This window comes from Cohnella laeviribosi DSM 21336 (genome assembly GCF_000378425.1).
GTDB classification, from domain to species: Bacteria; Bacillota; Bacilli; order Paenibacillales; family Paenibacillaceae; genus Cohnella; species Cohnella laeviribosi.
In genome coordinates, this window is record NZ_KB899808.1 from 190,590 (window position 1) to 212,457 (window position 21,868).

Below are 21,868 nucleotides of genomic sequence, written 5' to 3' on the forward strand. Positions count from 1 at the left end.
CCTGTCGCATTCGTTTCATCGCTTTCTGCACTTTCATTATAGCATGGAACTATTAAGCTTATAGATATTATATGTTGGAACAATGAATGCCGAAATGGTATGATAGAGTCATATTCATCCGAAATGTTCACAGAACGTTCACGAAAAGACCACGACGGGGTGAAAAGCATGAGCCAAAAAAAGACCATGTTCGAGAAAATCTGGGACAATCACGTCATCCATTCGGAAGAGGGCAAACCTAGCATTTTGTACATCGATCTGCACTTGGTGCATGAAGTGACGAGTCCGCAAGCGTTCGAAGGCTTGCGCATGAGCGGACGCAAGGTTCGCCGTCCGGACTTGACGTTTGCGACGATGGACCATAACGTGCCGACCAAAGACCGTTTCAACATCAAGGATCCGATCTCCAAGCAGCAGGTCGACACGCTGACCCGGAACTGCCAGGAGTTCGGCGTCAAGCTTTACGACCTGAACACGATCGACCAGGGCGTCGTTCACGTCATGGGGCCGGAGCTTGGCTTGACTCACCCGGGCAAGACGATCGTGTGCGGCGACAGCCACACGTCGACGCATGGCGCTTTCGGCGCGCTGGCGTTCGGCATCGGAACGAGCGAAGTGGAGCACGTGCTGGCTACGCAGTGTCTGCAGCAAGCGAAGCCGAAGACGATGAAGGTCCACTTTATCGGCGAGCGCCCGGTCGGCGTAACGGCGAAGGACATGATTCTCGGTCTGATCGCCAAATACGGCACCGACTTTGCGACCGGCTACGTCATCGAGTACACCGGAGAGGCGATCCGCGCCCTGTCGATGGAAGAGCGGATGACCATCTGCAACATGTCGATCGAAGGCGGCGCCCGCGCCGGTCTGATCGCGCCGGACGAAACGACCTTCAACTATTTGCGCGGCCGCGAATACGCGCCGAAAGGCGAAGCTTTCGACCGTGCGGTTGAGCAATGGAAGCAGCTGGTCAGCGACGAAGGCGCGACCTACGACGCGGTCGTCGAACTGGACATCAGCAAGCTTGAGCCGCAAGTCACCTGGGGAACGAGCCCGGGCATGGGCACGGGCATCACGTCGTCCGTTCCGTATCCGGATCAACTGCCGACCGAGAACGAACGGAAGGCCGCGGAGAAAGCCCTGGCCTACATGGATCTGAAGCCGGGCACGCCGATGACCGAAATTCCGATCGACTACGTCTTTATCGGGTCCTGCACGAACGGCCGGATCGAAGACCTTCGCGCCGCCGCCAGAGTGGCGAAAGGCTACAAAGTGAATCCGAACGTGACGGCGATCGTCGTTCCGGGTTCCGGGCGCGTCAAGATGCAGGCGGAGAAGGAAGGGCTTGACAAGATCTTCATCGAAGCCGGTTTCGAATGGCGCGATGCGGGCTGCTCGATGTGTCTGGCGATGAATCCCGACGTGCTGCAGCCGGGCCAACGCTGCGCTTCCACTTCCAACCGCAACTTCGAAGGCCGTCAAGGACGCGGCGGACGGACCCATCTCGTATCTCCGGAGATGGCGGCGGCAGCGGCGATCGTGGGCAAATTCACCGACGTCCGCAAATGGAAGTTTCATTCCGAAGTGACGGTTTAAGAAAGGAGCAACGATACGATGCAACCATTTACGAAATTGACAGGCATTGTCGCGCCGGTTGACCGCGTGAACGTCGACACCGATGCCATTATTCCCAAACAATTTTTGAAGCGGATCGAACGGAGCGGCTTCGGCCAATTTTTGTTCTACGAATGGCGTTTTGACGAAAAAGGCGAACCGATTCCCGACTTCAGCCTGAACCAGCCGCGTTATCAAGGGGCGTCCATTTTGATTTCCCGCGCCAACTTCGGCTGCGGCTCTTCCCGCGAGCATGCGCCTTGGGCGATTCTCGACTACGGCTTCCGCGTCGTGATCGCGCCGTCGTTCGCCGACATTTTCTACAATAACTGCTTCAAAAACGGCATTCTTCCGATCAAGCTCAGCGAGGAGCAAGTCGAAGAATTGTTCCAGCGCACGAACGCCAAAGAGGGCTACGCCCTTACCGTCGATCTGGAGAGCAAAATCATCTCCGACGCCGACGGGTTGACCATCGCGTTCGACCTCGACGAGCATCGCCGCCAGTTCCTGCTTCAAGGACTGGACGACATCGGCCTGACGCTGCAGCACGAAGACAAAATCGCGGCGTACGAAGAGAAGCATAAGGCTCGTCTTGCCAACTCGTACTGAACAAGCGCCAAGGCCCTTTGTTTCCGGTTCGGCAAAAATCGGGACAAAGGGCCCTTTTTTCCTATTGTTCTCGCAACTTTTATCTATTATTCACGTCTAATTTTTCATGGACAAGCCGGAAGCGGACGCACTCTTTCGGCAAAGAGATTTTTGACACCGAGGTGGAGCATGAAGAATTGGACGTCTCTATTGTTTGCTGCAATCGTCATGCTGTTCCTGTCGGCTGGAGTCGTATCCGCGCAGTCGGTTACGCCAAAGCTCATTCTGGACGGCAAAGTGCTGAATCCGCCTGAACCGCCGCAAATCATCGGCAACTTTACGATGGTTCCGGTTCGGATCGTGACCGAGAATTTGGGGTACACGGTAGACTACAACAAAAGTACGAAACAAATCACCGTAAAAAACGGGACATCCGTAGTCGTCATGACGCTTGACAAGAAGACGGCGACGGTCGACGGCGTGGAACGGACGATGCTTGCGGCTCCGACGGCCAAATCGGAGACGACGCTCATTCCGCTGCGCTTTACGGGCGAAGCGTTCGGTCTCCAGGTATACTGGGACAACACCGCCAAGGCCGCTTTTCTCTACAGCAACAAATCATCCGGCGGATCGACGGACGAGAATTCCGGCGACACGCCGCCCAAGGGCGGAGGAACGGTCGGGGTAGTCGAACCCGGCGACGGGACCGGAACCGGCGGAAACGGGGAGACGGGCGGAGGCGCGACGGACGGAAGCGGCAGCGGCGGAGCCGCCAATCCCAGGCTGTTAGGCACCGTAAGCGAAGTGAAGTTTGAAAACGATACGGTTATTTTTACATACGACGGCATCATTCAGCCTCTTACTTCAACGTTGACCGGACCGGACCGGATCGTGATCGACATGCCGAACGCCGGGTTCGCCAGCGATTTTGTTCCCGGTTTTTCGGCGGATTCCAAGACGCAAACGGGCGAACTGGCCGTCACGGGCCACGAGGCGCTGCAGAAAATCCGGTATTCCTTGTTTTCGAACAATCCTTCGACGCTTCGCTTCGTGCTTGATCTCAAGCAAGCCTGGGGCTACAAATTGACGAACGATCTGGACGCCCATCAGCTTCGAATCGCGCTGGCGCCGCTTTCCGCCGGTTCGCCGTCCGGCCCCGGGAAGAACGTATATACAATTGTGCTCGATGCCGGCCACGGCGGTTCGGACCCGGGCGCGATCAGCATCACGAAGAAAAAGGAAAAGGATTTTAACCTTGCGGTCATTCTGAAGCTGCGGGATTTGCTTGCGGCGGATCCCCGGTTGAAAGTCGTGCTGACCCGGTCCGACGATTCGTATCCGACGCTGGCGGACCGGGCGAACCTGGCGAACTCGCTGAAAGCGGACCTGTTTTTGTCCGTTCACGCCAACAGCAGTACGTCGAGCTCGGCCAACGGAAGCGAGACGTATTATACGCGCGATGCCAGCAAGGCTTTCGCGGAGACGGTTCACAAATATGCGGTTTCCGCGACGGGGCTGAAGGATAACGGCGTCCGCAAAAGCAGCTTGTACGTGACCCGAGAAACGACGATGCCTGCGGTTCTTTACGAAGCGGGGTATTTGTCCAATGCTTCCGACGAATCGAAGCTGTATACCGAGGCATTCCAAAACAAACTGGCGCAAGGCTTGGCTACGGCAATCAAGGTTTATCTTAATTTGACGTAGGGGAGAAGATAGGATGGCGCTCGTGACGCGCGGGAAAACATGGGTGAGTTTAATCGCATTGCTGGCGCTCGTCTGGACGGGGACGGTAACGGGAGTTCCGTCCGCATCGGCGGCTGCGACGCCGTTCAGCGATGTGGCGGCAGGCCACTGGGCCGAGAAACACATTGCCAAGCTGGCTTTGCAGGGCATCGTTAAAGGAAACGAAGGCAAGTTCGACTTGAACGGTTCGGTTACGAGGCAGGATGCCGTCATTATGGCGCTGCGTTTGCTCGGCTTGGAAAGCAAAGCGGACACCGGCGGCGCCATCGCTTTTCCGAGCACGTTTAACGTGAGCAATTACGCGAGCGCGTATGTCGATTACGCGTTCGCCAAAGGGCTGCTCAACCGGAACGAAGAGTATGCGCTGGCGGAGAAGGAAAAAGGCGGTTCCTGGGGCACGGCGCCGGCGACCCGCGAGTGGATCGCGCGGCTGCTCGTTCGCGCGGTAGGGAAAGAGGACGAAGCGACGGCAGCCAAAGGCCGGGCCACGTCGTTTGCCGACAACGCCGCCATCGACCCGGCTTTGCTCGGATACGTCAACGCGGCGGTCAGCCTCGGATTGGTCAAGGGAACGGACGGGAACAAATTCGATCCGAAAGGCAAGGTCTCCCGCGCAACCGCGGCGACTTTGATCAGCCGGGCCGAAACGTTCGTGAACACCGCATTTCCCAACCAAGCTTCGGGCATCTGGATCGGAATCGCGCCGGACAAGCTGACCCTGCTTCAGGCGGACGGTTCGATCACGACGTATGCCGTAACGGACAGCACGCTCTTCTCGCGCGCCGATTCGGAGAAGCTGACCACGCTTGACGGCCTTACGCTATACGGTAAAGCACTCGTCATCAGCGACGGCGCGGGCGGCGCCGCCTACGCCGAACAGATCGACGACACGCCGCAAGTAAAGACGGTGGAAGGAACGCTGGTCGTCGTGAGCGCGACAAAGCATCAAATCTCCATTCTGAACGGCGAAGATGTGCAGACGTACGAATACGATCCGGAGGTTCCTCCGGTTGTTGCCGACGCCGAGAATAACCCGCTGACGCTGGGCGATCTTCCTTCCAGCGCGGCAGTCAAGCTGGTTGTCGATACGGTTCGGGCCAACGGCAAGGTCGTGGCCGTAACGCTCAAACAATCGACGGTCAGCAAGAGCGGGCAGGGAACGGTGGTGTCGTGGAATTCGTCAAGCCGTTTGCTTACCGTCAAAGATGAAACGACGGGAATCGCGGAGACGCGTTCCGTCTCGGCCAGCGCTACGTATCAAAAAGACGGCAACTATGTCGGCCAGCAAGTGCTGAAGGTCGGCGATACGATTGCGTACGAGATCAGAAACGGAGAAATCACGTCCGTCGTCATTACGAAATCGGTTGCCGCCAATACGATCACCGGTACGATATTTAAAGTCGACACGAGCGCCAAAACGATTCAATATACCGAATCGGGGGGGAGCGGCAACATCGTCCTCAAATTTTACGCCGACAACGTCAAGGTCAAAATCGGCGATCTGACGGACGCAACCGTCAACGATCTGATGAGCGGAGACCGGGTTACGATGACGTTGGACGCAAACGGCAAAGTGGCGACGGTGGAAGTGAACGACAGCACGGTTTCCACGATGTACGGCGCGATCGTATCTTCCTACGATGCGGATGCCAAAGTGCTGGTCGTCAAGGATGCCGCAGGAAAGGCCAAGGCGTTTTCGACCGGCGATTCGACCCGTTATTATCTCGACGGACAACTCATTTCGGCGGCGAACGCGTCGCTTATGCTCTACAAAAACAAAAAAGTGGATATCGGGTATATCGACGATCGCGCCGTCAAAATCACCTTCATCGCCAAATACACGGGCACCGTAACCGCCAACAACACGACAACGAAAACGCTGACCCTTTTGCAGGCGAACGGCGTTTCCGTTACGATTCCGTATACGACGCCGAAGGTCGAAATCTATGGCCAAAGCTCGCCGACCTATACGAACATTGCGGTCGGCGATACGGTGACGGCGCTGCTGAACTCGACTCAGGATTTTATTTCGACGGTGTATGTCCAACGAAAAGCGCAATTTGAGGTCGTATCCGTCGATCCGGCCAACAGCAAAATTACGCTTAAATCCGCTTCGGGCACCATTAACGAGTGGACGCTCGGGGCGGAAACGGTTTATCTTGACGAGAACGGAAATGCCGCTGGCCTGGGGCAATTTCCGGCAGGTTCCTTCGTCACCGCAACGATGCTGGGCAACACGCCAACGGTGCTTAAATACGTGCCGACCGCTTACGGCCGAGTCGTATCCGTCGATGCGGCCGCGGGAACGATTCAGCTTCAAACGAACACCGGAGCTACCGTCCAGCAAAACGTAGGCGCTTCGCCTCTCGTTTACAAGGATGGCGTCCTGCAACCGTCCCTTTCGTCGGTTCGCGCCGAAGATCGCGTCGAGGTTCGAAAGGACGAGCAGGATCGCACGGTCATTACGATTGTTCCCGGAATGGCGAAAACGTTCTTCCGCATTGACGGCTCGCTTCTCTACTGGAAAGTGAGCTCGCTGAGCGAAACCAACAACTTCGTCAAGCTGCATCCTCAGGTCTACATCCATAATGCCACGACGACGCTGACGGCGAGCAACCTCGTAAACGGGGATGCGATTACCATCTATATCCTGCGCGGTCAAGCGATCGAAGTTGCGAAGTCGTAATTCCCACCATACGATCTTTACGAAAAGCAGTTGCGTCCCGGGATTTCCCGGCGCAGCTGCTTTTTGCCGTTCCGGGGGACCTGCGTGTGTCTTGTTTGTTTGCCTTTTGCTTGATATCCCCTTCGCTCAGGGAAAGGGTTTCGGCGCGCTGCCGATTCTCCTATCTGTCTTGCAGCGCTTTTCTTTGATATCCCTTTAACTCAGGATGACGGCAGGACAGGAAGTGAATGAATCAAGACGAGAGTAAGCGAGTAAGGTTGCGTTTAAGCAAAGTCAAAGCAGTTATAATGAAAGCGAATCGCGAAGAATTCATCAGGGTGAAAAAATTCGCCTCATGAAGGAATGGGCCATCGTGGGTCCTACAAAAGCGCTTCATGTATCCATACCGGATAGCTTCGTTCGGGAATACCATTTTATGATGATGAAAAAGACGTTGCCGATCAGCTTGCAAATGGGGATGAGACCGTTGCGTTCCGATGAAGGCGGCGAGACCGGGCGGCAGCCGTCGATCCGGTCAACTTTGGATAGGTAATCGTCGGAAATACGGCGCAATCGTTCAAAAGACGGCTAAATCGGGTAAAAGCCGGGAGGTTCCGCATGTAACAATAATGGTCGAGGTAGACTTGAAGATGTTTTCGGCCAATTCCTCTGAAAAGTCTGGCCAGCCAGCTTTCCGCCAACCAACCCATTTTTCTGAGCTTGTGTTTGGCATCGCTTCCTTTTGAAACCGGGAACACCGTGAATTGGGCCTTTTTGTCGACATGTTGCAGAAGAAAGGGCTCGATTTCGGGTTGTTTCAATTTATGATGATGAATGAATTTGGGCTGGATTTTGATTTTTAAATAGGAAAACTGTCCGTCTTCGTCTACGGAAGCTCCAATCAAAACAGGATGCTCTTGCTGATGCCATTCCAACGTAAATTGTCGGCGGTGAATGGCGTTCACGATGTGAACCTTTCCGCCCAGCAGAAGAGCGGCGTCTCTCTGGCTCATGGCATGGCGAAGCTTGTGGCACATCAGCCAGGCGGTTTTATAGGTCACGCCAAGAATGCTTGCCAATTGAGTCGCATTGATTTCTTCGGGACGGCAGTGCAGAAATATGGCTTGGAACCACAGGCGAAGCGGCGTACGGCTTCCTTCCATAATGGTTCCCGCTATCAGGGACGTCTGTTTCCGGCAATGACGGCATTCAAAAAGCGGCAGCCGGCGCGTCGCAATGGTATAAGCTTGAGAGTGGCCGCAGCGCGGACAACGGAATCCGTCCGGCCATCTGAAGCGGTACAAGGCGGCGACGCAGTCGTCCTCCGTTTGAAAGCGGCGGCGAAACTGCTCAAACGTAAGGGTTTCGTCCCAAATGAACATGCATCCTCACCGTCCGAGATAGGAACATTTGTTCTGGTTAAATAATACCAAACATTTGTTCGTTTTTCAAGCAAAAAATTCAATTTTTGGAGATGCGCGTTTTTCTGAGCGAACGGGATATCAAAGCGGGGGCCGTTTTTTGCGAATTTCCACCCCCTCCTGAGTGAAGGGGATACCCAATAAAAGAGGGAAAAAGAGGACACACGATCGGGAAGACGCCAGCCGAAAGCTTGTCGGAGCGCCGAAGATTCGGTACACTTTCATTATGCGAAGAAAGTCCTTTTTTTCACTAGGAGAAGGAGTCACCGGATGAATGCCGCAAAAATGAGACATATTCTGGACGTCATCGCCGACATGTTCCCGGATGCGCATTGCGAGCTAAATCACCGCAATCCGTTCGAATTGACGATCGCCGTGCTGCTGTCCGCCCAATGCACCGACGAAACGGTCAATAAAGTAACGGCAACGCTGTTTGAAAAATACCGGACGCCGCAAGATTATTTGAACGTTCCGCTCGAAGAGCTCGAACAGGATATCCGGCGCATCGGTTTGTTCCGGAACAAGGCCGCCAACATTCAAAAGCTGTGCCGAATGCTGACCGACCGGTTCGGAGGAGAGGTGCCGCGCGACCACGAGTCGCTCACGGAACTGCCCGGCGTGGGCCGGAAAACGGCGAACGTGGTGGTGTCCAATGCGTTTGGCGTGCCGGCCATCGCAGTCGATACGCATGTCGAGCGGGTGTCCAAAAGGCTCGGGATCGCCAAGGCGGACGACTCGGTGCTCGAGGTCGAAAAGAAGCTGATGAAGCTAGTGCCGCGGGACGAATGGACGATTACGCATCACCGCCTTATCTTTTTCGGGCGATACCATTGCAAGGCGCAGAACCCGAAATGCGACGTATGCGCGCTGCTGGACGTTTGTCCGGAAGGGAAAAAAAGAATGAAGGCGGCTCAGCGTCCCCAAAAAACCGGCAGGCCAAAGACCGCTAACGGACAGCGCAAAGCGGCTGCGGCCAAGAAGGCGCAGGGAGGCGATGCCCTGTGAGCGAAACGACGGAATTGACCGCGACCCGAAGCGAAGCGGCTTTAGGGGCTTATGCGGATATTTTGCGGCGCATGGCCGCAAAAGCGGCGGCCGAAGGAGACGCCGTCCACGGCGAGAAGTTCGAGGAACTGGCCCAAAAGGTGGAGCAGGGAAAATTAACGCTCGCGTTCTGCGGGCATTTCTCGGCGGGAAAGTCGACTTTGGTGAATGCGCTTTGCGGAGCGAAGCTTCTTCCGTCTTCGCCCATCCCGACAAGCGCGAATGTCGTGACGATCGCAAACGGGGAGCCGGCCGCGCGCGTCGTGTTTCGGGCGGCAGACGGCACGGTTGCGGTGCAGCCGGAAATGCCCGTCGAGCGTTTGAACGATTGGGCGATCGACGGAGAAGGCGTCGCTTCGATCGAGGTTACGTATCCGGTTCCGCTGCTCGGGTCTCATCTTGCGTTCGTCGACACGCCGGGGGTCGACTCGACCGACGGGGCGCACCGGGCGGCGACCGAATCGGCGCTGCACCTGGCGGACGTCGTGTTTTACGTGACGGACTACAACCATGTGCTGTCCGAAGTGAATTTCCGTTTTTTGCGGACGCTGCACCGTTGGGGCAAGCCGACCTATTTGATCGTAAATCAGGTCGACAAGCACCGCGAGCAAGAGGTGGCTTTCCGCTCGTTCCAAGAGGGCGTGCGTCAAGCGCTTGCCCATTGGCGGATTGAGCCGGCCGGCGTTTTGTATTTGTCGCTGCGCGAACCTGCGCATCCGCTCTCGCAGTGGGACGAATTGACCGGCATCATCGAGCGTCTGAAGCCGCTTCGGGAGCAGCTGCTGCTGTATAGCGCGGACCGTTCGGCGCGGCATTTGGCGGAGCGGCACCGCGACAGCATCAGGCAGCAGCATTTGATCGAACGGGAAGCGCTGCTGGAACGGCTTGGCGGAGAGGAAGGAGCGAAGCGGGTCCGCGACGGACGGGCGGAGCTTGAGGCCAGGCTGACGCAGGTTCGGACGGAGGCGGACAAGCGGAGAGACAGGTTCCGCGAAGAACTGGATAAGCTGCTGGGCAACGCGAATTTAACGCCGGCGGAAACGCGGGAAAAAGCGCGCGCCGCGCTGGAAAGCATGCAGCCGAACTTCAAGGTCGGCTGGTTCGGCAGCGCCGCGAAGACGGAGGCCGAGCGGCAGCGGAGATGGCGGGAGCTGACCGACAGCTTTAATGCGCAGTTGGACGCGAACGTGCATGGCCATGTTCGCGAGATGCTGCGCAAGGAAGCGAAGGAAGACGGGCTTGAAGGCGAAGACCTGGAGGCGGCGCTGGCCGATGCGTTCCCGCAGGCGGATGCCGAATGGCTGAAGGCGCGGGTGAAGCCGGGCGCCGGGGCGGACGGACAGGCGACGCTGCATTTTGCCGCCGAGCTGAGCTCGGACCGGAAGGCGCAGGTGCGCAAGGAGGCGCTGAGATTTTACGAGCGCCTCGAAGAGGCCCGCGAGCCGCAGCGCCAGGCCGCGGAAGCGGAAGTGAAGCGGGAGCTGGAAACGCTGGCGGAGCAGGAACGGTGGGTTAGCCGGCTCGACGCGCTCGAAGAGAAGGAGCGGGCGGCTGAAGCCGAGCTGCTCGCTATGCTGCCCGAACCGAAGCTTGTCGCGGCCGGAACGCTGCCCGAGCCGAAGGAAGCGGGAGGCGATGCGGCGCTGTCAATCGGTCGGCCGCAGGCGAAGGCCGCGGCGGGAGCGAACCGGGCGCAGGAGGTTGCGCTGAAAGGCGGCGCGCAAGGAATCGGCGACGCGTCCAAAGGCGGCACGGCGAGCGGCGCGGCGGCAACCGGAGCGCGAGAGGGCGGCGCTGTGGCGGCGGGCGATTCGGATAGCGTCGCTGCGGCAAGCGGCACGCAGGAGGCCGCGGCGCTGTTGGCCAAAGCCGCGGAACTGCTCGAGCCGCTGGCGCCGCTGCGCAAGCAGGCGGCCGGCTTGCGCGAGAAGGCGAAGCGCCTGCGGGAAAGACAGTTCACGATCGCGCTATTCGGGGCGTTCAGCGCCGGCAAGTCTTCGTTCGCCAATAGCCTGGTGGGGCTTCCGGTGTTGCCCGTGTCGCCGAACCCGACGACGGCGACGATTAACCGCATCGTGGCGCCAAGCGATTCGTATCCGCACGGCACGGCGCTGATCCGGATGAAATCGGCTGAAGATATGCTTGCGGATATTCGCCATTCGCTGCATCGGCTCGGCGCGTCCGATCTGGACATCGCCGCGGCCGGCGACGACGCCGAACAGCTGCTGGCGCTTGCGGGCAGCATGTCGCCGGAGGAGCTTCATCCGCGCGGCCGGCCGCATCTGGCCTTTTTGCTCGCCGCGGCGAAGGGATGGCCGCAGTACGGCGGCTTGCTCGGGCAAGAGCTGCACGTGGGGGAAGACGAATACCGCCGGTACGTCGCGGAGGAAGAAGCCTCCTGCTTCGTCGCTTCGGTCGACCTGCACATCGACGCCCCGCTGACGCGAAGCGGAGCGGTGCTTGTGGATACCCCCGGAGCGGATTCGATCAACGCAAGGCATACGGGCGTCTCGTTCCAATATATTAAAGATGCCGACGCGGTTCTGTTCGTGACGTACTACAATCATGCGTTCACCGAAGCGGACCGGGGATTTTTGAACCAGCTCGGCAGCGTGAAGGACGCGTTCGAGCTCGATAAAATGTTCTTTATCGTGAACGCCGCGGACCTGGCGGCGTCCTCCGAAGAATTGACGGCCGTATTGGGCCATGTTGAGGGGCAACTGCTGAAGCACGGCATTCGCAATCCGCGGCTGTTCCCCGTTTCCAGCTTGAACGGGCTGGCCGCGAAGCTGGAGCGTTCCGCCGAAGGGCTGCGCTCGTCCGGCCTTGAGGCGTTCGAAGCGGCGTTTTGGAGGTTCTCGCGGGAGGAGCTCGGCGGATTGGCCGTTCAGGCCGCGCACAAAGAGCTCGACCGGATCGACGCGCTGATGGCGAGCTTGCTGCAGTCCGCGAACGAGGATGCCGAAGCCCGCGACGCCCGCAAGCGGAGAATGCTGGGGGAAGCCGCAGGGCTCAAAGAGCGTCTGCTTTCCTCCCTGTCGTTTGCGGGAGTACAGCCGCTGGTGCAGGAAACCAGCGACCAGCTGTACCACTTGCGCCAGCGGGTGAAGTACCGGTTCAACGATCATTTTTCGGCGGCGTTTCATCCGTCGGTGCTGCAGGATGACGGGCGCGACCTGAAAAAAATGCTCCAGGCCTGCTGGGCGGACCTGGTGCGGAGCGTCGGCGAGGATCTGCTGCAGGAGCTCAGGGCCGCAGGCCTGCGGCTGGAAGGAGCGCTGCATAAACGGATCGCGGAGAAGGTGGCGGAAGAAGCGGCGAACGCCGCCCTGGACGGCTTTGCGCCGGAGCAGCCGCCGAAACCGGACCTTGAGCTGCCGATCAGCGAGCCGTTCGCCGATCCGCCGCCGATAGACGGACGGCGGTTGTGGAACGCTTTTCGCAGCCCGAAATATTTCTTCGAAAAAGACGGGAAAACGGCGCTGCGCGACGATCTGGAGACGGAACTGTTCCAAACGGCCGACCGCTGGCTGGCGGAGACGAAGGCTCTATGGAGCGAGCGGATCACGGAAGTATACCGGCTGTCGCTCTATGCGGCCGCGGAAGGGCTGGTTGCCGAACTCGAAGCGTTCGCCGCAGGTCTGGAGGCGTCGCTCGGCCAGTCCGGCGAAGAGCGAATTTGGGCCGAAATTTACGGGCAATGGACGAATTTGCGATCATCCAAATCTTGCTTTCTTTCCCATCAGGATTAATCCTTATTATCCGGCTCTCTCTTGAGAAAACCGCTCAAGAGAGGGCCTTTTCTTTTGTTTTTGCGGTTTTGCACGCGTTTTCATGCCAATAAAGGGATATTGGTTATTAATTTCGATCATATGGGAGAATTTGACTCGATCCGGGAGCTAAGCATCGTTCGCCGCGATTGTTGCGCCATAATCCTCTTATATGCCGTTTGAGCGGGGGTGGTGATCCTGTTAAACTTCCGAGGTAGCCACCAACAGGGAGGTCAGTCGACAATTGGACATTTTCCGAGGTTTAAAGGCGTACTTCTGGCAGGACAAGGGGTTTCTTCTGGGGTCGGTGCTGGGGCTCGCGCTCGCAACCGCATTCGGACTTGTGTATCCGCTTTTATTGGGCGTGCTCATTGACGACATGATCGGCCAAGGCCGGTACGACGGCCTGCTCGGGCTTGCTTTGATGGCGGTAGGGCTGGTCGTGCTGAAGGCGTCCAGCCAGTATCTCCACGGCTTCAGCGGCGGCCGGCTCGGCAACAGGCTCGCGTACCGGCTTCGCAATGCCTGCTACGAAAAGCTGCAGCAGCTATCGTTCTCGTTCTACGATTCCGCCCGCACAGGCGACCTGATGTCGAGGCTGACGGCGGACATCGAAGGCATCCGGAACTTTATCGGCTTCGGCTTTGCGCAGCTGCTCAACACGTTCTTTTTGCTTGTTTTCGGTTTTGTGATGATGGCGGTCATCGACTGGCCTCTTACGTTGATGATACTTGCGCTTATCGCGGTCATCGGCGTGGTCGCGATCCGCTTCGAGCAGCAGATCCACCCGGTTTTCCGCTCGATTCGGGCGGCGATCAGCAATCTTACCGTCAGCGTTCAAGAGAATATCATGGGGGTTCGCACCGTCAAATCGTTCGACAGCGAAGCCCACGAGATGAAGAAGTTTTCGGTCGGCAACGAAAAGTACCGCAGCAACCATCTGCAGCTTGCCGGCGTTTGGGCGAAATTTTTTCCCGTAATCGAATTTACGGCCAATCTGTGCATAGCGCTTCTTATCTTGGTCGGCGGCCTGAGGGTCATCTTCGGCTCAATGACGCTCGGCGAACTGATTTCGCTGAACTTTATGCTCGGCATGATCGTGGCTCCTCTTTGGAACCTGGGCTTTCAAATCAACAACTTCACGCAGTCGAAGGCGGCGGGGGAACGGCTTTTGGAGCTGCTGAACAAGCCGATTGCGATCCGGAATGTCGAGCATCCGCTGGTTTTGAAGGACGACCTCGTCAAAGGACACGTTCGCTTCGAAGGCGTCAGCTTTCGGTATCCGAACCACGACCACCAGCCTCCGGCCCTGGTCGGGTTCGATCTCGACGCGCCTCCCGGCTCGGTCATCGGATTTCTGGGCGGCACCGGGTCGGGCAAATCCACGATTATGCAGCTGCTGCTGCGCGCATACGACGTAAACGACGGTTCGATTACGCTGGACGGCGTCGATCTGCGCAACATCGAATTGGAAAGCCTGCGCAGGCAGATGGCGATCGTGTTTCAGGAAACGTTCCTTTTCTCGACGACCATCAAGGAAAATCTGTCCTACGGCCGTTCGGACGCCACGATGGAGGAAATTGTCGAAGCAGCGAAGCTGGCGCAGGCGCACGATTTCATCATGGAGCTGCCCAACGGCTACGACACGATCGTCGGCGAACGGGGAATGGGGCTGTCCGGCGGGCAAAAGCAGCGGATCGCGATCGCCCGCGCGCTGCTCGTCAAGCCGAGGGTGCTGATTCTGGACGACTCGACCAGCGCGCTTGACATGGAGACGGAGCATCAGATCCAGCTTGCGCTCCGCAAGGTGATGGCCGGACGGACGACGTTTATTATCGCGCACCGGATTTCTTCCTTGCGGCATGCCGACGAAATCGTCGTTCTGGATCGGGGCCGGGTTGTCCAACGAGGCAACCACGAGCAATTGGTCCGCGTTCCGGGGCTGTACCGGGAAACGTACCGCATTCAATACGCGGACCGGCCCGAAGAGATCGAGTCCGCCGCCGGCTGCGTCAGGAGGGTGACGGGATGAGCCGACAATTTTTGTACCAGGACGACGTATTGATCGAAAAACCGTTTAACTGGAAACAGATGCGCCGGCTGTTTACCTTTGTTAAGCCTTACCGCAAGGAAGTCGCGCGGGTCGCGCTCGTCATGACGCTGTTCGGCATGCTGACCCGCCTTGCCATCCCGCTTGTGATCAGCTATGCGATCGACCACGCGATCAAGGCGTCGGGCGGGCGGATTCCGCTTCTTTATACGCTGACGGCGGTCATGCTCGCGCTGTACGCGCTGCGGTGGTGGGCGCAGCGGTACACGATCCGCAAAACGAACGAAATCGGGCAGAACGTCATCTTCGATTTGCGCAGCACGCTGTTCAAGCACATTCAGAATTTGTCGTTCCGGTTTTTCGACAAACGCCCGGCCGGTTCCGTGCTCGTTCGGGTGACGAACGACGTCAACTCGCTGCAGGACCTGCTCAGCAACGGCGTCGTCAACTCGGTGATCGATATCGTGCAGCTCTGCGGCATCACGGTCATTTTGCTCGTTCTCGAACCGAGGCTGGGCCTTGCGGTCATGATCACCGTTCCGCTCATGTTCATTGTTTCCACTTCGCTGCGCAAGCGGATCCGCTTTGCCTGGCAGACGGTGCGGATCAAGCAGTCGCGGATCAACTCGCACTTGAACGAATGCATTCAGGGCATTCGCGTGACGCAGGCGTTCGCGCAGGAGAAGGAGAACACGGCGTTTTTCGAAGGGATGAACCGCAGCAGCATCCTTTCCTGGAACCGGGCGTCGGCTCTCAACCAGCTGTTCGGGCCGATCATCGAGGTGACGTCGGCCGTCGGCACGCTGATTTTGCTGCTGTACGGCACGCATCTGGTGCGGACGGAAGCGATCACCGTCGGCGTGCTGGTCGCTTTTTTCTCCTATGTGAGCAGCTTCTGGGAGCCGATTACGCGGCTTGGCCAAATGTACTCGCAGCTGTTGATCGCCATGTCGTCCGCGGAACGGATCTTCGAGTACCTGGACGAAAAGCCGGTCGTGGCGGAAAAGCCGGACGCCCGGGAGCTTCCGCAGGTCGAAGGGCATGTGCGCTTCGAAGAGGTGGAATTCGGCTACGAAGCGGATCGACCCGCGCTGCGCGGCATCGATCTGGATATCAAGCCGGGGATGACGGTGGCGCTGGTCGGGCATACGGGTTCGGGCAAGAGCACGATCGTGAATTTGCTTTGCCGCTTCTACGATACGGTGAAGGGAAGGGTGCTGATCGACGGAATCGACATCCGCGACGTCAAGCTGGCCGATCTCCGCTCGCAGATCAGCATCGTCATGCAGGACACGTTTATTTTCTCGGGAACGATCCGGGACAATATCCGCTACGGCCGTCCGGACGCGACGGACGCCGAAGTCGAGGCCGCGGCGCGGGCGGTCAGGGCCCACGACTTCATCGTCCATTTGCCGGACGGTTACGATACGGAAGTGCAGGAGCGGGGCAGCGCGCTGTCGATGGGGCAGCGGCAGCTTGTCTCGTTCGCGCGGGCGCTGCTTGCCGACCCCCGCATTCTGATTCTGGACGAAGCGACCGCCAGCATCGATACGGAGACGGAGCTGCGCATTCAGGAGGCGCTCGGCACGCTGCTTGAAGGACGCACGTCGTTTATCGTCGCGCACCGGCTCTCGACCATCCGCAACGCCGACCTGATCGTGGTGCTGGACCACGGGGTGATCGTGGAGCAGGGCAATCATGAGCAGCTCATGCGCCACGGCGGCCATTACCGCAACCTGATCGAGGCGCAATATCGGTTTCTGTCCGCTTGAATCTTCGATATAAAACCCAAAATAAAACGGCAGGTCAAACAACCTCTGCATACGCAGAGGTTGTTTGATTCTGTAAAAAATAGTAGAAACGTCCCGAATAAAAATGCTACAATTTTCCTGTTGATTATGGGAAAGGAGCAACCGAAGTCATGAAGAGAACGAGAATCGCATCCTTGTTATTGGCCTTATTGTTGTCGTGTTCCCTCTGGGTTCCGCATCCGGCAAAGGCGGCCGCCGAGTCCAGGATCCTTTCGGTCGCGGGAGACAACGCGATGCTGATGGCGGACGGCTCGCTGTGGGTGACAAATGCGCTGGGGACAACGTACGACAAGCTTAATCTGGTTTCCATCGCCGGCGACGACAACAAGGGCTTTGGCTTGACGCGCGACGGCAAAAGGGTCAGCTGGTCGATCGTCGAAGCCCCGAAGGTGGACGAAGGCACAAGCGGCGTTCGGCCTGCCCCGGCAGGCCGGGATTAGATCTCGGCTCGGGCGCAGCCCTTTTGCATGCGGAACGCGGACGGCATTTGCGATTTCGGCGCAGAAGAGGTATCGTGGGGATGACCGCTTTGCGGCCGGAGAGGCCCATCGGCGTTTTGCCGTCTTTACGAAGCAAGTTATAATGAATTAGAATAAGCGGAAGGCGCGTCCGTTTTGAAAATAACAAATGGCGGTTTAAGCCGCCATGGCTGCTTTCAAAACGGACGCGGGAAGAGGACAAGCAAGGAGGACCCTTTGTGGCCGAACAATTAGACCTGTTTACCGCTTCCCCGGCCCAAGCCGGAGAAGAATACGGCGCCGACGATATTCAAGTGCTTGAAGGCTTGACGGCCGTGCGCAAGCGGCCCGGCATGTATATCGGCAGCACGTCAGCGGCAGGACTCCATCATCTTGTATGGGAGATCGTGGACAATGCGGTGGACGAGCACTTGGCGAAGTTCTGTTCGCAAATCGAAGTGACGATCCATCCCGACAACTCCGTCACCGTGTTTGACAACGGCCGGGGCATCCCAACGGGGATGCACAAGACCGGAATTCCGACGCCGCAGGTCGTGTTCACGATTTTGCACGCGGGCGGCAAGTTCGGCGGCGGCGGCTACAAAAAATCCGGCGGCCTGCACGGCGTCGGCGCTTCCGTTACGAACGCGCTGTCGGAATGGCTGGAAGTGGAGATCTACCGCGAGGGCAAAATACATAGAATGCGGTTCGAAAGCTGGACGGACCCGGACGGCAAGGAGCACGTAGGCGAACCTGTCACCGGTCTGGAGGTCGTCGGCACAACGAACAAAACCGGCACCAAAATTACGTTTAGGCCGGACCCGAAGGTGTTTCACGGAAACATCCATCTGAACTACGATACGCTCGCCGAGCGGCTGCAGGAAATCGCGTTCCTGAACTCGGGGCTTAAAGTCGTGCTGAAGGACGAGCGCGGGAGCGGCCAGCAGGAGACGTTTCATTACGAAGGCGGGGCGCGCCAGTTCGTCCAATTCCTGAACGAGGGAAAAACGGCCCTGCACGAAGCCATTCATTTCTACGCGGAGAAGGACGACATCGAGGTGGAAGTCGCGCTTCAATACAACGACGGCTACACCGAGACGATCGCCTCGTTTGTCAACGCGATTCCGACGCGCGGGGGCGGCACCCACGAAACGGGTTTCAAAACCGCTTACACCCGCGTCATGAACGAATACGCCCGCAAGATCGGACAGCTCAAGGAAAAAGACAAAAATCTCGACGGGGCCGACCTGCGCGAAGGCATGATGGCGGTCATCAGCATCAAGATGGCCGAGGTCGAATTCGTCGGCCAGACGAAGGACCAGCTCGGCAGCGCTTCGGCCCGCAGCGCGGTGGATGCCGTCGTCTCGGAGAAGATGGCCGTCTTCCTGGAGGAAAACCCGCAGATCGGCCAGATGCTGATCCGCAAGGCGGTGCAGGCCGCGAAGGCGCGCGAGGCGGCGCGCAAGGCGCGGGACGAGATCCGCAGCGGCAAAAAACGCAGCGACAGCCCGAGTCTCGGCGGCAAGCTGGCGCCGGCGCAGTCCAAGGATTACACGCGCAACGAGCTGTTCATCGTCGAAGGCGATTCCGCCGGCGGCTCCGCCAAGCAGGGGCGCGACTCGAAGCACCAGGCGATTTTGCCGCTCAAGGGCAAGCCGATGAACCCGGAAAAGGCGAAGCTGGCGGACATTCTGAAAAACGACGAATACAAAGCCGTCATTTCCGCCATCGGCGCGGGGATCGGCTCCGAGTTCGACGTGAACGAAGCCAACTATTCGAAGATCATCATCATGACCGACGCCGATACGGACGGAGCGCATATCCAGGTGCTGCTGCTCACGTTTTTCTACCGGTACATGAAGCCGCTGATCGACGAAGGACGGATTTTCATCGCGCAGCCGCCGCTTTACAAGATCACCCGCAAGTCGGGCAAGCTGGAGACGGTGCGCTATGCCTGGACGGAGGAGCAGCTGCAAAATTATTTGAAGGAATTCGGCAAAGGCGCGGAGCTGCAGCGGTACAAAGGTCTCGGCGAAATGAACCCCGAGCAGCTGTGGGAGACGACGATGAATCCGGAAACGCGGACGCTGCTGCAGGTGCGGATCGAGGATGCCGCAAAAGCCGAGCGCCGCGTGTCGACGCTGATGGGCGACAAGGTGGACCCGCGCAAGCGCTGGATCATCGACAACGTCGACTTCACCGAATACGAGGAGTGATCCATTTACGATGAACTCGCTGGAACAGTTTTTGCCCGCGTTTCTGGAAGAGGTCGTCGGGGACCGGTTCGGCCGCTACTCCAAATACATCATTCAGGACCGGGCGATTCCCGACGTGCGCGACGGGCTGAAGCCGGTGCAGCGGCGCATCCTGTACGCGATGTACGACGCGGGGAACACGCCGGATAAGCCGTACCGCAAATCCGCCAAAACGGTCGGCGACGTGATGGGGAACTACCATCCGCACGGCGATGCTTCGATTTACGAAGGCATGGTGCGGATGGCCCAGCCGTGGAAAATGGCTCACCCGCTCATTGACGGCCACGGCAACTGGGGCTCGATGGACGACGATCCCGCGGCGGCGATGCGTTATACCGAAGCCCGCCTGTCGCAGATTGCGCTGGAGCTGCTTCGCGACATCGAGAAGCGGACGGTGCCGTTCAAGGACAATTTCGACAATACGACCAAAGAGCCGGTCGTGCTTCCGTCCCGGTACCCGAATCTGCTCGTGAACGGGGTCAGCGGCATTTCCTCGGGCTTTGCGACGGAAATCCCGCCCCACAATCTGCGCGAAATCATCGACGCGTGCGTCGCGGTCATCGACCGCCCCGACATCGGCACGGCGGAGCTGATGCAGATCGTCAAAGGTCCGGACTTCCCGACGGGCGGCATCATTATGGGCGAGGACGGCATCCGCGAGGCGTACGAAACCGGCAAAGGCCGGATCTACGTCCGCTCGAAAACCGCGATCGAGGATGTCCGCGGCGGCAAGCAGCAGATCGTCATTACCGAAATTCCGTATCAGGTCGTCAAATCGAAGCTGGTGAACGCGATCGACAATCTGCGGCTGGAGAAAAAGGTCGAGGGCATCGCGGAAGTCCGGGACGAGAGCGGCAGAGGCGGGCTTCGGATCGTCATCGAGCTGAAGAAGGACGCCGACGCGGAAGGCATACTCGCCTTTTTGTTCAAGAAAACCGATCTGCAGGTCGCCTACAATTTCAACATGGTCGCGATCGTCAACAAGGCGCCGCGGCAGCTCGGCCTCAAGGCGATGCTGGAGGCTTATATCGCGCACCAGGTCGAAGTCGTCACGCACCGGACGCAATTCGAGCTGGAAAAGGCGGAGGACCGCGCCCACGTGCTGGAAGGGCTGGTCAAGGCGCTGAACCTGCTGGACGCCGTCATCGAGACGATCAAAGCGTCGAAAAACCGCCAGGACGCCCAGAACAACCTGGTTTCCAAGTTCGGCTTCAGCGAGCGGCAGGCGGACGCCATTCTTACCTTGCAGCTGTACCGTTTGACCAATCTGGAAATCACATCGCTGCAAAAAGAACTGAACGATACGCTTGCGCGAATTCACCGCCTGCGCTCGATTTTGGACAATCCGAAAAAACTGCGCGGCGTCATCAAGGAAGAGCTCGGCGAAATCCGCGACAAATACGGGATCGACCGCCGGTCGGTCATCCAGGGCGAAGTGGAAGAACTGAAAGTGAACCTGGAGGTCACGGTGCCGGCGGAAGACGTCCTGGTTACGCTCAGCCGCCAAGGCTACGTGAAGCGGACGAGCCTTCTGTCGTTCACCCGGTCGGGCGGCGATCTGGGCAGCTCCGGGGTGAAGGAAGGCGACGTCATCCGCTGGAGCCTGCAAATGAACACGCTCGATTCGCTGCTGCTTTTTACGCAGAAGGGACAATACTTCCAACTGCCGGTGCACCAAATCACCGAGTTCAAATGGAAGGATACCGGGACCGCCATCGTCAATTTGCTGCCGCTGACGAAGGAGGACCGGATTGTCGCCGCGATCCCGGTTGCCCAAAGCGATTGGGCGCCTCCCGAGGGCGCGGAGCCGCCCACGCTCGTGTTCGTCACAAGGCGCGGACAGGTCAAGCGGTCGCTGCTCGCCGACTACGCGACCACCCGAAGCATCGCCATCGCCGCCTGCAAGGTCGCGGAAGGGGACGAGGTGGTCACCGTCTACCGCTGCGACAGGCCGCAGGAGATCATGCTCGTGACGGAGGGCGGCATGAGCATCCGCTTCCCCGAAAGCGACGTCAGCGTGCAGGGGCGGGTGGCCGGAGGCGTGCGCGGCATCGCGCTGAAGGACGGTGACGCGGTCGTGGCCGGGTTCCCGGTCGGAGGCGACGAAGGCGAAATTCTGGTGCTTTCGGATTACGGCTACGCCAAGCGGACGCTGCTGCTCGATTATCCGCAGCAGGGGCGCGGCGGCAAGGGCATTCAGACGTTCGAATTCAAGGAAGGCAAACGGGTCAAACCGAACGGAACGCGCATCGTCGCGGCCTTCCATGTCAAGGAAGAGGTTGAACTCGTGACGGTGACGGCTTCCGGCGCCGCCGCGGCGTTCTCGTCGGAGCAAGCGCCGATAGACGAGCGGAGGGCGCACGGTAAGCTGATGCATGCGGTCGAACGCGCGGACGCGCTTGTCGATGCGTTTGTCAAACCTTTGCAAAGCGAGTAACAAAAGACAGGCGGA

General features: G+C 58.7%; 12 protein-coding genes. 11 read left to right on the forward strand and 1 reads right to left on the reverse strand.

The window, feature by feature from the left end:
* Positions 1-168: 168 nt before the first annotated feature.
* From leuC to F560_RS0100980, 4 genes are all read left to right on the forward strand, one after another.
* Positions 169-1,593 carry a 3-isopropylmalate dehydratase large subunit gene (gene leuC, locus F560_RS0100965; protein WP_019003823.1) on the forward strand — a complete coding sequence of 475 codons (1,425 nt, stop codon included), beginning with the start codon at positions 169-171 and terminating at the stop codon, positions 1,591-1,593.
* An 18-nt stretch (positions 1,594-1,611) separates the two neighbouring features.
* Positions 1,612-2,220 (forward strand): 3-isopropylmalate dehydratase small subunit, encoded by a 609-nt coding sequence (leuD, locus tag F560_RS0100970; protein WP_019003824.1) that lies wholly within the window; start codon positions 1,612-1,614, stop codon positions 2,218-2,220.
* A 168-nt stretch (positions 2,221-2,388) separates the two neighbouring features.
* The gene (locus F560_RS0100975) at positions 2,389-3,903 is read left to right on the forward strand and encodes an N-acetylmuramoyl-L-alanine amidase family protein (RefSeq protein WP_026298023.1); all 1,515 of its coding nucleotides are present in this window, start codon (positions 2,389-2,391) and stop codon (positions 3,901-3,903) included.
* Positions 3,904-3,916: 13 nt separating this feature from the next.
* A complete protein-coding gene (locus tag F560_RS0100980; RefSeq protein WP_019003826.1) occupies positions 3,917-6,628 on the forward strand; it encodes an S-layer homology domain-containing protein in 2,712 nt (903 codons plus the stop codon).
* A 440-nt stretch (positions 6,629-7,068) separates the two neighbouring features.
* On the opposite strand, the gene F560_RS22160 is transcribed toward F560_RS0100980, so the two are convergent.
* Positions 7,069-7,989: a transposase gene (locus tag F560_RS22160; RefSeq protein WP_019003827.1), complete on the reverse strand. Its 921-nt coding sequence runs from the start codon at positions 7,987-7,989 to the stop codon at positions 7,069-7,071.
* 309 nt (positions 7,990-8,298) lie between these two features.
* Here F560_RS22160 and nth point away from each other — a divergent pair, with 309 nt between their 5' ends.
* From nth to gyrA, 7 genes are all read left to right on the forward strand, one after another.
* On the forward strand, positions 8,299-9,033 hold the full coding sequence (gene nth, locus F560_RS0100990; protein ID WP_019003828.1) for an endonuclease III: 735 nt from the start codon (positions 8,299-8,301) through the stop codon (positions 9,031-9,033).
* Positions 9,030-12,824 (forward strand): dynamin family protein, encoded by a 3,795-nt coding sequence (locus F560_RS22165; RefSeq protein ID WP_019003829.1) that lies wholly within the window; start codon positions 9,030-9,032, stop codon positions 12,822-12,824. Before nth ends, F560_RS22165 begins: the two co-directional genes overlap by 4 nt.
* 262 nt (positions 12,825-13,086) lie before the next feature.
* A complete protein-coding gene (locus F560_RS0101000) occupies positions 13,087-14,874 on the forward strand; it encodes an ABC transporter ATP-binding protein (RefSeq protein ID WP_019003830.1) in 1,788 nt (595 codons plus the stop codon).
* On the forward strand, positions 14,871-16,664 hold the full coding sequence (locus tag F560_RS0101005; RefSeq protein ID WP_019003831.1) for an ABC transporter ATP-binding protein: 1,794 nt from the start codon (positions 14,871-14,873) through the stop codon (positions 16,662-16,664). Before F560_RS0101000 ends, F560_RS0101005 begins: the two co-directional genes overlap by 4 nt.
* Before the next feature lie 149 nt (positions 16,665-16,813).
* Complete coding sequence (locus tag F560_RS0101010) at positions 16,814-17,143, forward strand: hypothetical protein (protein ID WP_019003832.1); 330 nt, start codon at positions 16,814-16,816, stop codon at positions 17,141-17,143.
* Between the two features lie 257 nt (positions 17,144-17,400).
* Positions 17,401-19,377 carry a DNA topoisomerase IV subunit B gene (parE, locus tag F560_RS0101015; RefSeq protein ID WP_019003833.1) on the forward strand — a complete coding sequence of 659 codons (1,977 nt, stop codon included), beginning with the start codon at positions 17,401-17,403 and terminating at the stop codon, positions 19,375-19,377.
* Between the two features lie 10 nt (positions 19,378-19,387).
* Complete coding sequence (gene gyrA, locus F560_RS0101020; RefSeq protein WP_019003834.1) at positions 19,388-21,853, forward strand: DNA gyrase subunit A; 2,466 nt, start codon at positions 19,388-19,390, stop codon at positions 21,851-21,853.
* Positions 21,854-21,868 lie beyond the last annotated feature (15 nt).